The sequence below is a fragment of the Streptomyces sp. NPDC008238 genome, from assembly GCF_042956445.1.
In the GTDB taxonomy this organism is placed as follows: domain Bacteria; phylum Actinomycetota; class Actinomycetes; order Streptomycetales; family Streptomycetaceae; genus Actinacidiphila.
In genome coordinates, this window is record NZ_JBIBGK010000021.1 from 75,452 (window position 1) to 87,536 (window position 12,085).

Sequence of the window (12,085 nt, forward strand, 5' to 3'; positions counted from 1 at the left end):
CGACTCAGATTCCGCGGCGCAGCACCTCGTCCAGGACCGCCGACCACGCGCGGACGATGCCCGCGCGGCGGCCGCTGTCGTCGCTGAGCAGGTTCGCCAGCCCCAGGCCGCGTGCCATGTCGAGGGTGGCCTGCACGGTCTCCCTGACCCCGGCCACCGCCTCGTCCGCGTCGAGCATCTCCACGGCGAGCCGGTGCGCCTCCCGCCCGATGCGCGCCTCCAGCGCCGTAACCCGGGGCCGCAGTTGCTCCTCGTTGGCGGCCGCCACCCACAGGTGGAGCGCCGCCCGGAAGATCGGTCCCGTGTAGAGGTCGACGACCATGCCGACCACGGCGTGCGTGCGGTGCACGCCCTCGCCGGGGAGGGCGTGCGCGTGCTCCCGCAGGGCCACCAGCCACTGCTCGGCGACGAACTCGATCGCCCCGGTGAACAGGTCCTCGCGGGTGGGGAAGTGGTGCTGCGCCGCGCCCCGCGACACCCCGGCCCGCTCCGCGACCACCGTCACCGTGCTGCCCGCCCAGCCGTGTTCGGCCAGGCAGGCGACGGCCGCCTCCAGCAGCCGCTGCCGGGTGGCGCGGCTGCGGTCCTGCTTGGGTGTACGGGTGCCGGCGCTCACAGCGCCCATGGCGCGGCCCGCCGTTCGAGGAACGCGCGCATCCCCTCCGCCGCCTCGGGCGAACCGAACAGCCGGGCCGACCGCTCGGTGAGCGCCGACGCGTCCCGGTCGAAGACGCGCAGCACCGCCGCGGTCGTCAGCGCCTTGGACTCGGCGAGCCCCTGCGGCGACGCGGCGCGCAGCCCCGCGAGGATGCCCTCCAGGGCCTCTTCCGGTGCGGCGACCAGGCCGGTGCGCACGGCCTCGGCGGTGTCGAAGACCTCGCCCGTCAGGTAGTGGCGGGCGGCGGCCCTGGCGTCCATGCGCGGCAGCACTGTCAGCGAGATGACGGCCGGGGCGAGGCCGAGCCGCGCCTCGGTGAAGGCGAAGCTCGCCCCCGGACCCGCTACGGGGACGTCACAGGCCGCCAGCAGCCCGAGGCCGCCGGCGCGCACATGGCCCGTCACGTGCGCCACGACCGGCTTGGGCAGCTCCACGACCGCCCGCAGCAGGGCCACGAGCCGCCCCGGCCCCTCCGGCGACGCCGCCTCCTTCAGGTCCGCGCCCGCGCAGAAGGTGCCGCCGGTGTGCGTGAGCAGCACCGCCCGCGTGGCCGGGTCCTTGGCGGCCCGGGCCAGCGCGTCGGACAGCTCGTCGACCATGCGTGCGGAGAGCGCGTTGCGGTTGTGCGGGGAGTCCAGCGTCAGCGTGGTGATCCCCCGGTCGTGCGCGCTCCGCACGAAGGGTGCCGCGGCGTCGCCGGTCATCAGGCCGTTCCCCTTTCCCGGTCGCGCAGTTCACGCCGGAGGATCTTGCCGCTGGCGGCCCTCGGTATGGCGTCGGTGAACTCCACCCGGCGCACCTTCTTGTACGGCGCGACCTGCGCCGCCACGTGCGCGATCACCTCGTCCGCGGTGAGCGCCGCGCCCGGCTGCGGCACCACGTACGCCTTCGGGACCTCGTTGCCGTCCTCGTCCACCACCCCGATGACGGCGGCGTCGGCCACCCTCGGGTCGGTGAGCAGCACGGCCTCCAGCTCGGCGGGCGGCACCTGGTAGCCCTTGTACTTGATCAGCTCCTTGACGCGGTCGACGACGTGCAGCCACCCGCCGGCGTCCACCCGGCCGACGTCGCCGGTGTGCAGCCACCCCTCGTCGTCGATCATGGCGGCGGTCTCCTCGGGCCGCCCGAGGTAGCCCTTCATGACCTGCGGACCACGGATGTGGATCTCCCCGGAGCCGTCGTCGCCGTCCTCGTCGTCGAGCGGCACGATGCGCATCTCCGTGCCGGGCAGCAGCTTGCCGACCGCGCCGGGCGGCGCGTCGCGCGCGTCCAGCGGCACCACATGGGTGCCCGGGGAGAGTTCGGTCATCCCGTACGCCTGAAGGATCGGCGGCAGTCCCAGCCGCTTCGAGCAGGCCCGGGCCAGCTCCGCGTCGAGCGGGGCCGCCGAGCACAGCACGTACTCCAGCGAGCTGAGGTCGTGCGCGGCGACCGCGGGGTGCTTGGCGAGGGCCAGCACGATCGGCGGGGCCACGAACAGCCCCTGTACCCGGTGGGTCGCCACCGCCTTCAGGAACTGCTCCAGGTCGAAGCGCGGCAGCACGACGACCGTGGCGCCCTTGCGCAGCGGGGCGTTCATGAGCGCGGTGAGACCGTAGATGTGGAAGAACGGGAGCACGGCCAGGATGCGGTGCCCCGGTCCCATCGACAGGGTCGGGTCCAGCTGGGCCAGGTTGGTGGCGATGTTGCGGTGGGTCAGCATCACGCCCTTGGGCACGCCGGTGGTGCCCGAGGAGTAGGGCAGCGCGGCCACGTCCTCGCCCGGGTCGAACGCGATGTCCGGCTCGGGGGCCGTGGATCCCAGCAGGTCGAGGACCGAGCGGTGGCCCTCGGCGCTGTCGCAGACCAGGATCTCCTTGATGCCGCCCACCTGGTCGGCGGCCTTGCGGGCGGTCTCCAGCAGGGGTGAGACGGTGACGATCCACGAGGCGCCGCTGTCCCGCAGCTGCCGCGCGAACTCCTCGGCGGTGGCGAGCGGATGCACCGTGGTGACGGCCGCGCCGGCGCGCGTGGCGCCGTAGAAGACCGGCGGGTAGGCGATGGTGTTCGGACTGTGCAGGGCGAGGACGTCACCCTTGCGCAGCCCCGACTCCGCCAGTGCCGCCGCGATGCGACGGGTGAAGGCGTCGAGCTGCGCGTAGGTGAGCGTCGTGCCCTCCACCCCGTCCACGAGCGCGGGCCGGTCGCCGAACTCGGCGGCGTGGCCCAGCACGGCCTCGTGGATCGGCAGGTCGATGGCGGGAACCGCGGGGTACTCGCTGTGGAACACGGCCGGCTGTGCCATGGCCGTTCCCCCCTCCTGGGTAGGACGTGCTCAGTAGGACTTGGGCAGACCCAGCGTGTGGTGCGAGACGTAGTTGAGAATCATCTCCCGGCTGACCGGCGCGATGCGACCCACGCGCGAGGCCGTGAGGAGGGAGGCCAGCCCGTACTCGGCCGTCAGCCCGTTGCCGCCCAGGGTGTGCACGGCCTGGTCGACGGCCTTCGCGCCGGCCTCGGCCGCCGCGTACTTCGCCATGTTGGCGGCCTCGCCCGCCGCCGTGTCGTCCCCCGCGTCGTACAGGAACGCGGCCTTCTGCATCATCAGCCGGGCCAGTTCCAGTTCGATGTGGGCCTGTGCCAGCGGGTGGGCGATGGCCTGGTGCGAGCCGATCGGGGCCTTCCACACCTGCCGCGTGCGGGCGTAGTCCACGGCCGCCGAGAGGGCGAAGCGGCCCATGCCGATCGAGAAGGCGGCCGTCATGACGCGCTCGGGGTTGAGGCCTGCGAACAGCTGCAGCAGCCCCGCGTCCTCGTCGCCGACCAGGGCGTCCGCGGGCAGCCGCACGTCGTCCATGTAGAGGTGGAACTGCTTCTCGGGCGCCGACAGTTCCATGTCGATCGGCCGGAACTCGAAGCCGGGCGTCTCCCGCTCCACGACGAACAGGCACGGCTTGAGCTTGCCCGTGCGTGCGTCCTCGGTGCGGCCCACGACGAGCGTGGCGTCGGCGATGTCGACGCCGGAGACGAAGACCTTGCGGCCCGTGAGCAGCCAGTTCGAGCCGTCCCGGCGGGCCGTGGTCGTCAGCCGGTGCGAGTTGGAGCCGGCGTCCGGCTCCGTGATGCCGAACGCCATGCGCAGGGAGCCGTCCGCCAGGCCGGGCAGCCAGCGGCGCTTCTGTTCCTCGGTGCCGAAGCGCGCGATGACCGTGCCGCAGATCGCGGGGGAGACGATGAGCAGCAGCAGCGGGCAGCCCGCGGCGCCCAGTTCCTCCAGCACGATGGAGAGCTCGGCCAGGCCTCCGCCCCCGCCGCCGTGCTCCTCCGGCAGGTTGACGCCGAGGTAGCCCAGCGCCCCGGCCTCCTGCCACAGCTTGTCGGTGTGCCGGCCCTCGCGCACGGCGTCGAGGAAATAGGAACGCCCGTAGCGGCGGCCCAGGTCGGAGACGGCCTTGCGCAGCGCGCGGCGCTCCTCGCTCTCCAGCAGGATGTTGTCGAAGGTGCCGGTCGGTCCGTTCCCGGCGGGCGTGGCGCTCATGGGGAGTCCTCCTCCTGGACGACGGCGAGTACGGTGCCGACGTCGACCTGGCGGCCGGCCTCGGCGTGCAGTGCGGTGAGCACACCGTCCGCCGGGGCGGCGACGCGGTGCTCCATCTTCATGGCCTCCAGCCACAGCAGCGGCTGCCCGGCCGTCACCTTGTCGCCGACGGCGACCTCCGCGACGCGGACCACCGTCCCCGGCATCGGGGCCAGCAGCGAGCCCGGCGCGAGCTGCGCGACCGGGTCGGGGAAGCGCGGCAGCGCGGTGAAGCGGTGGGAGCCGGGGGCGAGCCCGCTGCCGGAGGCAGGGGGCACGTCGACGTACACCTCGTCCCCGTGGACCGCGACGTCGAAGGCGCGGCGCACTCCGGCCACCTCCAGCACGACCCGCTCCGGCGTCCGCTCCAGCAGGCGGACGTCCGGGTGGCCCTCGGCGGTCAGGCCGTCACGGCCGAGCCGGTAGCGGACCTCGTACTCCGCGCCCGCGGGCTCGGCGCGGTAGGTCTTGGACTGCGGCGCCGACGGCAGGTTGCGCCAGCCGCCCAGCGGGTGGCGGCCGCAGGCGTCGGCGAGAGCGGCCGCCAGGGCCGCCAGCCGCGCCGCGCCCTCGTCCCCGTCGGGGGCCGGGCCCAGACGTCCCAGGAAGGCCGTGGACACCCCTCCGGCGGCGAAGTCCGGGTCGCGCAGCACCCGTACGAGCAGGTCGCGGTTGGTCACCGGGCCGTGCACCCGGGCCCGCTCCAGGGCGCCGGCGAGCAGCCGCAGCGCCTGCGGGCGGGTGGGGGCGTGGGCGACGACCTTGGCGAGCATCGCGTCGTAGTGCACCCCGATCCGGTCGCCGTCCCCGAAGCCCGCGTCCACCCGCAGTCCCGGCGCCGGCGGCACCTGGAAGCGGTGCAGGACCCCGGTCTGCGGCTGCCAGTCGCGGGCCGGGTCCTCGGCGTACAGCCGGGCCTCGACCGCGTGCCCGGACGGCACCGGGGGAGCGGCCGGGAGCCGCCCGCCCTCGGCGACGTCCAGTTGCAGCGCGACGAGGTCCATCGCGAAGACGCACTCGGTCACGGGGTGCTCCACCTGGAGGCGGGTGTTCATCTCCAGGAAGTACGGCCGGCCGGCCGGCGACACCAGGAACTCCACGGTCCCCGCGCCGACGTAGCCGATGGCCCGCGCCGCCGCCTCCGCCGCCTCGTGCAGCGTCCGGCGCAACTCGTCGCCGACGCCGGGCGCCGGGGTCTCCTCGATCACCTTCTGGTGCCGGCGCTGCACCGAGCAGTCGCGCTCGCCGAGCGTCCACACGGTGCCGTGGGTGTCCGCCAGCACCTGCACCTCGATGTGCCGGCCGTCCTCGACGTACGGCTCCAGGAACACCTCGCCGTCCCCGAAGGCGGACAGCGCCTCCGCACGGGCGGCGGCCAGTTCCCGCTCCAGCGCGGCCGCGTCCCGGACGACGCGCATGCCGCGGCCGCCGCCGCCCGCCGCCGCCTTCACCAGCAGGGGCAGGTCGTCCGGCCCGGCCTCAAGGACGGGGACGCCGGCCTCGGCCATCAGCCGCTTGGCGCGGGTCTTGGAGCCCATCGCCTCGATGGCCTCCGGCGAGGGCCCGATCCAGGTCAGGCCCGCCGCGATGACGTCCCTGGCGAACCCGGCGTTCTCCGACAGGAATCCGTAGCCGGGATGGACGGCGTCCGCGCCCGCCGCGAGGGCGGCCTTCACGATGAGGTCGCCGCGCAGATAGGTGTCGGCGGGCGCGTCCCCCGGCAGCCGCACGGCGGCGTCCGCCTCCCGTACGTGCGGGGCGGAGGCGTCCGCGTCCGAGTGGACGGCGACCGTGGCGATGCCCAGGTCGCGGCAGGTGCGGAAGACACGGCGGGCGATCTCGCCGCGGTTGGCCACCAGCACTGATGCGATCACGGTCAGGTGCTCCTCACATCCGGAAGACGCCGAAGCCGCCGCGGGCGCCCTCGACCGGTGCGCTGTGGACCGCCGACAGGCACAGGCCGAGCACCGTGCGGGTGTCGCGCGGGTCGATCACCCCGTCGTCGTACAGCCGCCCCGACAGGAACATCGGCAGGGACTCGGACTCGATCTGCTGCTCCACCATCGCCCGCAGCCCGGCGGCGGCCTCCTCGTCGAAGGGCAGGCCCCGGGCGGCCGCCGACTGCCGCGCCACGATGGACAGCACGCCCGCGAGTTGCGCGGGCCCCATGACGGCCGACTTGGCGCTGGGCCAGGCGAACAGGAAGCGCGGGTCGTACGCCCGGCCGCACATGCCGTAGTGCCCGGCACCGTAACTGGCGCCCATCAGCACCGAGATGTGCGGCACCCGCGAGTTGGACACCGCGTTGATCATCATGGCGCCGTGCTTGATGATGCCGCCCTGCTCGTACTCGCGCCCCACCATGTAGCCGGTGGTGTTGTGCAGGAACAGCAGCGGGACGTCGCGCTGGTTGGCGAGCTGGATGAACTGCGCCGCCTTCTGCGACTCGGCGCTGAACAGCACTCCCTGGGCGTTGGCCAGGATCCCGACGGGATAGCCGTGCACCTGCGCCCAGCCGGTGGCCAGGCTCGGCCCGTACAGCGGCTTGAACTCGTCGAACTCCGAGCCGTCCACGACCCGCGCGATGACGTCCCTCGGGTCGAAGGGCGTCTTCAGGTCGGCGGGGACGATGTCCAGCAGCCCGTCCTCGTCGTGGCGCGGCGGCTCGTATGCGGCGGCCGGGGCGGGGCCCTGCTTGCGCCAGTTGAGGCGTGCCACCACCCGCCGGGCGGTGCGCAGCGCGCCGGGCTCGTCCGGCGCGAAGTAGTCCGCGAGCCCGGAGACCCGCGCGTGCATGTCGGCGCCGCCCAGCGACTCGTCGTCGCTCTCCTCGCCGGTGGCCATCTTCACCAGCGGCGGGCCGCCGAGGAACACCTTGGAGCGCTCCTTGACCATGATCACGTGGTCGGACATCCCGGGGACGTACGCGCCGCCGGCCGTCGAGTTGCCGAACACGACGGCGACGGTGGGGATGCCGGCCGCCGACAGCCGGGTCAGGTCGCGGAAGAGCGCGCCGCCCGGGATGAAGATCTCCTTCTGGCTGGGCAGGTCCGCGCCGCCCGACTCCACGAGGTTGACCAGCGGGAGCCGGTTGGCGAGCGCGATCTCGTTGGCCCGCAGGGCCTTCTTCAGCGTCCACGGGTTGCTCGCCCCGCCGCGCACCGTGGGGTCGTTGGCGGTGATCACGCACTCGGTGCCCTCGATCACGCCGATCCCGGTCACCAGCGACGCGCCCACCGGGTAGTCGCTGCCCCAGGCCGCGAGCGGCGACAGCTCCAGGAACGGGCTGTCCTGGTCCAGCAGCAGCTCCACCCGCTCGCGCGCGGTCAGCTTCCCGCGCGACCGGTGTCGGTCCACGTACTTGGGGCCGCCGCCGGCGAGCGCCTTCTCGTGCTCGGCCGACAGTTCGGCGAGGCGCTCCAGCATGGTCGTGCGGTTCTCGGTGTTCACGCCGTTCCTCCCTGGCCCGGTGCGCGCCCCGCCCCCGGCGGTCCGGCGAACGCCTGGGCGATGTCCAGCCAGCGGTCGGCGTCCACGCCCTCGGCGCGCACGGCCAGGTCGGCACGGTGCCTGCGGCGGGTCGCCAGCAGGCACAGGTCGAGCGCCGGGCCTGTGACGCGCTGCGCGGCGTCCTGCGGGCCGTACGCCCACAGCGTGCCGTCGGGGGCGGTCAGTTCCACCCGGAACTCCCCGGCGGGCGGGGTCAGCCCGTTGACGGCGTACGCGTAGTCGCGGGCCCGTACGGCGATCCGTGCCACGTGCCGCAGGCGCGCGCTCGGCGCACGCCGTACGCCGAGGGCGTCCGCGACGTCCTCGCCGTGCGCCCAGCTCTCCATGAGCCGGGCCGAGGCCATGGAGGCGGCGCTCATCGGCGGCCCGAACCACGGGAACCGCGTCCCGGGCGGCTGCGCCCGCAGCGCGGCCTGCAGTTCCGCCCGCCCCGAGCGCCACCGCGCGAGCAGTTCGGCTGGCGGGAGCGCCGCCCCCTCCGCGGCGCCGTCGTCGACGAAGGTGCCGATCGCGGCGGCGGCCTTCTCCACCACGGAGCCGAAGCCCTCCGGATCGGTGACCGCCAGCACGGACTGCCGGTCGGTCCAGGCCAGATGGGCGATCTGGTGCGCCACCGTCCAGCCCGGGGCGGGCGTCGGCGTCGCCCAGGCGTTCTGCGGGAGCGGCGCGACCAGGGCGTCCAGGCCCTCGCTCTCGTCCCGAAGGTCGTCCAGTACGGGTGTGGGGTCGGACAAGGGTCCCCCTGAATGACGCAGCGTCAGCGAAGCCGTGCGCGTCACAGGCTGGCACCGCGACCGGAAACAATCAAGCGTGCTTGCATGATTTTTCGCACGGGCCGGGCGGCGGGCGTGCGACCACCTGGTTGACTGCTCCGGGCCGCCCCGGAGACCCCGGGACGGCGCCCGACGGCCCACCGGACAACCCGAGGTCCCATGCACGCCCTGCCACCACTGCTATCCGGTTTCGTCCCCATATGGGCGCTCAGTGCGACAGGCTACGTGGTGGGCCGCACCGGACTGCTGGGACCGCAGGCGGAGTCCGTGCTGGGGCGGTTCGTCTTCCACGTCGCGATGCCGGCCGCCCTGTTCACCATGGTCGCCGGCACGCCCCTGGACGCCTTCGCGAACACGTCCGTGATCGCCTTCGCGGCCGGCACGGCCCTGGCGTGCCTGCTCGGGTTCGCCGTCAGCCGGTGGCTCTTCGGACGGCGTCTGCCCGACCAGGCGATCGGTGGCATGGCGGCCGGATACGTCAACTCCGCCAACCTCGGCATCCCGGTCGCGGTGCAGTTGCTCGGCGACGCCTCGTTCGTCGCCCCGGTGCTGCTGTTCCAGGTGCTGCTGGTGACCCCGGTGATCCTGACCGTCCTCGACGCGGGCACCGGTGGTGCCGCCGGGCGGCGGCGGGGAGGCGGCGGTGCCGCCCGCCTGCTCCTGGTGCCGCTGCGCACCCCGGTCATCCTGGGCGCCGCCCTCGGCTGCGTGGTGTCCGCGGCCGGCTGGCGGCTGCCCACCGCGCTCGGTCACTCGATCGGGCTGCTCGGCGGGGCGGGCGTGCCGACCGCGCTGATCACCCTGGGCATGTCGCTGCACGGCCGCCCGCCCGCCACGGGCACGGCGTTCCGGGCGGAGGTCGGTGCCACCGTCCTGATCAAAACCCTCGTCCAGCCCCTGGCCGCGTTCGCGGTCGGCAGCCTCGTCCTGCACCTGCCGGCGCATCAGCTCTTCGCGGTGGTGATCCTCTCCGCGCTGCCGAGCGCCCAGAACGTCTTCGTCTACGCCCGCCAGTACGACCTGAGCACGGCCCTCGCCCGCGACGCGGTCATGGTCTCCACGCTGCTCTCGATGGTGACGCTCTCCGCCGCGGCCTGGATCCTCGGCCCTGCGCACGCCTGGAACTAAGCGCCGCCGCCGGCGCCCGCGCGCGTGGGGAGCGGGAAAACCGGTGGCTCACGGCCTCCGTCCTGGCACGCTCGTGGCATGGAAGGCGTCGTGGTCCGCCCGGCGCGCCCGGAGGAACTGTTGTTCCTGGACGCGCTGGTGCTGCGGTCGAGGTCGCACTGGGTGGGTGGCCGCGTGGCGGACGTCCCCGATGTGACGCCGAGGCTCCAGGCGACGGACATCGCCGCACGGCACGTCACGGTCGCCGCGAGGGGCGGGGTGCCCATCGGCTTCTACACGTTCAACGAGCACGCGGACTACCTGGGGATCGGGCTGCTGTTCGTCGACCGCCCGTTCATCGGCACCGGGGTCGGGCGCCTGCTGTGGGACGACCTGGTACGGCGGGCGGTCGCGCTGGAGGCGCGTCTGCTCGGGGTCGGCGCGGACCCGCGGGCCGAGGGGTTCTACCTGCGAATGGGCATGGTGAGCCGGCACGGGTTCGAGCACGACGGGGAGCGCCTGATCTGGATGGTGTCGGACGTCGCCATGGTGGCGGGCTGACCGCCCCGCGACGGTGGGCGCCTCCAGGGAGGCGCCCACCGTGCGGACGGGCCGGTCAGGCGCGGGCGGCCCGCCGGGCCAGCAGCGCGTCCCTGCGCTCCTCGAACTTGCGGGCCTGGCTGTCCAGTTCGCCCATGAAGAAGCCCAGCTCCTCCTGTGCCTTCAGGCCCTCGGCGCCCAGTCCCGGCGTCTCCAGCACCTTCAGGTGCCGCAGCACGGGCTGGAGCACGTCGTCGTGGTGGATGCGGAGGTTGTAGATGCCACCGATGGCGATCCGCGCCGCGGAACGCTCGAAACCGGGCATTCCGTGCCCCGGCATCCGGAAGCCGACGACCACGTCGCGGATGGCCTGCATCGTCTGGTCCGGCGCCAGTTGCAGCGCCGCCGCCAGCAGGTTGCGGTAGAAGACCATGTGCAGGTTCTCGTCGGTCGCGATCCGCGCCAGCATGCGCTCGCACAACGGGTCGCCCGACTCGCGGCCGGTGTTGCGGTGCGAGATGCGGGTGGCCAGTTCCTGGAAGGCCACGTACGCCACCGAGTGCAGCATGCTGTGCGCGTTGTCGGACTCGAAGCCGTCCGACATGTGACGCATCCGCAGCCGCTCCAGCTCCACCGGGTCGACCGCCCGCGTGGTGAGCAGGTAGTCGCGCATGACGATGGCGTGCCGGCCCTCCTCCGCGGTCCAGCGGTGGACCCAGGTGCCCCACGCGCCGTCCCGGCCGAAGAGGGTGGCGATCTCGTGGTGGTAGCTGGGAAGGTTGTCCTCCGTGAGGAGGTTGACCACCAGCGATATCCGGCCGATCTCGGTGACCTTCGACTGCTCGGGCGCCCAGGCCTCGCCGCCCATCAGCCCGTCGAAGTCACGCCCCTGGCTCCACGGAACGTACTCGTGGGGCATCCACTCCTTGGCCGCCGTCAGGTGACGGTTGATCTCGGTCTCGACGACCTCTTCCAAGGCGTACAGCAGCCTGGTGTCGCTCCATGCTTCCGATCCGGTGCTCTGGGACGGGGCAATGGTCACGCTGGGCTCCTGAGGGCTCGCTGAGGGTGCCTACGGAATCGTAAGTTACGAAACCGTAGGTTAGGTGCCACTCAAAAGGCAACCCGCCGTCAGACGTACGGCTCCCGCAGGCGGACGGACAGGCAGGTCACACATCCCTCGAGCTTCTCGAACTCGCCGATGTCCACCAAAACGGGCTCATATCCCATGCCGGCCAGGAGTTCCGCGGTGCGCGGCGCGCTCGCCGCCATCAGCAGCCGGCCGCCGCCGAGCAGCACCACGTGCGCGCCCGGCTCCTCCGGAACCGGAAGGAGCCTGGAGAAAGCCGACGGGTCGTCAACCAGCGGCGGGTACCCGATGACCGTGCCGTCGGGCAGCGCCGTCACCGCGGACTTCAGGTGCAGCACCTTGGTGACGGGTACGGCCACCACCCGGGCTCCCAGGGGCTCGAACGCCGACCGCAGCTGCCGCACCCCCTCGGCGTCGGTCCGCCCGCCCCGCCCCACGTACACGGTGTCGCCGGACTTGAGCACGTCCCCGCCGTCCAGCGTGCCCGGCGCGCGCACCCGCTCGACCCGGAGCCCCAGCGCCGTGACCGCCTCCTCGGCCCCGGCCGTCTCCGGGCGCCGGGAGGGGGCACCGGACCGGGCCAGCAGCGCGACGCCGCGGAAGACGACCACCGCGTCCTCCACGAAGACGGCGTCCGGGCAGTCGTCGGCCGCCGGCACCTCCACCGTCTCCCAGCCGTGGGCGCACAGCGCCGCCACGTACCCCTCCCACTGGCGCACGGCGAGCCCGGGATCGACAGGGGAGCGCGCGAGGTGGGTCACCAGCCCTTCGGCGAGCCGCGGGCCGGGAGGGCGGACGAGGGCCTTCCTGCTCGGCACGGTACGTTCCCTCCCTGGACGGGGCGGCCCCCG

General features: G+C 73.6%; 11 protein-coding genes. 2 read left to right on the plus strand and 9 right to left on the minus strand.

What is annotated here, in order from left to right; translation table 11 throughout:
• Positions 1-4: 4 nt before the first annotated feature.
• The 7 genes from ACFZAU_RS31450 to ACFZAU_RS31480 are packed head-to-tail and all read right to left on the minus strand — an operon-like array spanning position 5 to position 8,458.
• A complete protein-coding gene (locus ACFZAU_RS31450) occupies positions 5-625 on the minus strand; it encodes a TetR/AcrR family transcriptional regulator (protein WP_499604237.1) in 621 nt (206 codons plus the stop codon).
• Complete coding sequence (locus tag ACFZAU_RS31455; protein WP_500554965.1) at positions 613-1,362, minus strand: enoyl-CoA hydratase family protein; 750 nt, start codon at positions 1,360-1,362, stop codon at positions 613-615. Before ACFZAU_RS31455 ends, ACFZAU_RS31450 begins: the two co-directional genes overlap by 13 nt.
• Positions 1,362-2,942: a 4-coumarate--CoA ligase family protein gene (locus ACFZAU_RS31460; protein ID WP_500554966.1), complete on the minus strand. Its 1,581-nt coding sequence runs from the start codon at positions 2,940-2,942 to the stop codon at positions 1,362-1,364. The genes ACFZAU_RS31455 and ACFZAU_RS31460 overlap by 1 nt, the downstream gene beginning before the upstream one ends.
• A gap of 30 nt (positions 2,943-2,972) precedes the next feature.
• Positions 2,973-4,175: an acyl-CoA dehydrogenase family protein gene (locus tag ACFZAU_RS31465; RefSeq protein WP_500554967.1), complete on the minus strand. Its 1,203-nt coding sequence runs from the start codon at positions 4,173-4,175 to the stop codon at positions 2,973-2,975.
• Positions 4,172-6,088 (minus strand): acetyl/propionyl/methylcrotonyl-CoA carboxylase subunit alpha, encoded by a 1,917-nt coding sequence (locus ACFZAU_RS31470; RefSeq protein WP_500554968.1) that lies wholly within the window; start codon positions 6,086-6,088, stop codon positions 4,172-4,174. Before ACFZAU_RS31470 ends, ACFZAU_RS31465 begins: the two co-directional genes overlap by 4 nt.
• Before the next feature lie 13 nt (positions 6,089-6,101).
• The gene (locus ACFZAU_RS31475) at positions 6,102-7,640 is read right to left on the minus strand and encodes an acyl-CoA carboxylase subunit beta (protein WP_500554993.1); all 1,539 of its coding nucleotides are present in this window, start codon (positions 7,638-7,640) and stop codon (positions 6,102-6,104) included.
• A gap of 20 nt (positions 7,641-7,660) precedes the next feature.
• Positions 7,661-8,458: a TIGR03084 family metal-binding protein gene (locus ACFZAU_RS31480; RefSeq protein ID WP_500554969.1), complete on the minus strand. Its 798-nt coding sequence runs from the start codon at positions 8,456-8,458 to the stop codon at positions 7,661-7,663.
• Positions 8,459-8,656: 198 nt separating this feature from the next.
• On the opposite strand from ACFZAU_RS31480, the gene ACFZAU_RS31485 reads away from it, so the two are divergent.
• Together ACFZAU_RS31485 and ACFZAU_RS31490 are read left to right on the plus strand one after the other, a co-directional pair.
• The gene (locus ACFZAU_RS31485; protein ID WP_500554970.1) at positions 8,657-9,625 is read left to right on the plus strand and encodes an AEC family transporter; all 969 of its coding nucleotides are present in this window, start codon (positions 8,657-8,659) and stop codon (positions 9,623-9,625) included.
• A gap of 78 nt (positions 9,626-9,703) precedes the next feature.
• Positions 9,704-10,165 carry a GNAT family N-acetyltransferase gene (locus tag ACFZAU_RS31490; protein WP_500554971.1) on the plus strand — a complete coding sequence of 154 codons (462 nt, stop codon included), beginning with the start codon at positions 9,704-9,706 and terminating at the stop codon, positions 10,163-10,165.
• A gap of 55 nt (positions 10,166-10,220) precedes the next feature.
• Here the strand turns inward: ACFZAU_RS31490 and ACFZAU_RS31495 are convergent, their stop codons facing one another.
• Both ACFZAU_RS31495 and ddaH read right to left on the minus strand, forming a co-directional pair.
• Positions 10,221-11,186 (minus strand): acyl-ACP desaturase, encoded by a 966-nt coding sequence (locus tag ACFZAU_RS31495; RefSeq protein WP_499604250.1) that lies wholly within the window; start codon positions 11,184-11,186, stop codon positions 10,221-10,223.
• 89 nt (positions 11,187-11,275) lie between these two features.
• Positions 11,276-12,052 (minus strand): dimethylargininase, encoded by a 777-nt coding sequence (ddaH, locus tag ACFZAU_RS31500; protein ID WP_500554972.1) that lies wholly within the window; start codon positions 12,050-12,052, stop codon positions 11,276-11,278.
• Positions 12,053-12,085 lie beyond the last annotated feature (33 nt).

What these genes read in the sequence shown, in the direction of transcription:
- ACFZAU_RS31450 (WP_499604237.1), bottom strand. Translation starts at nt 625, where the DNA reads ATGGGCGCTGTGAGCGCCGGCACCCGTACACCCAAGCAGGACCGCAGC.
- ACFZAU_RS31455 (WP_500554965.1), bottom strand. Translation starts at nt 1,362, where the DNA reads ATGACCGGCGACGCCGCGGCACCCTTCGTGCGGAGCGCGCACGACCGG.
- ACFZAU_RS31460 (WP_500554966.1), bottom strand. Translation starts at nt 2,942, where the DNA reads ATGGCACAGCCGGCCGTGTTCCACAGCGAGTACCCCGCGGTTCCCGCC.
- ACFZAU_RS31465 (WP_500554967.1), bottom strand. Translation starts at nt 4,175, where the DNA reads ATGAGCGCCACGCCCGCCGGGAACGGACCGACCGGCACCTTCGACAAC.
- ACFZAU_RS31475 (WP_500554993.1), bottom strand. Translation starts at nt 7,640, where the DNA reads ATGCTGGAGCGCCTCGCCGAACTGTCGGCCGAGCACGAGAAGGCGCTC.
- ACFZAU_RS31485 (WP_500554970.1), top strand. Translation starts at nt 8,657, where the DNA reads ATGCACGCCCTGCCACCACTGCTATCCGGTTTCGTCCCCATATGGGCG.
- ACFZAU_RS31490 (WP_500554971.1), top strand. Translation starts at nt 9,704, where the DNA reads ATGGAAGGCGTCGTGGTCCGCCCGGCGCGCCCGGAGGAACTGTTGTTC.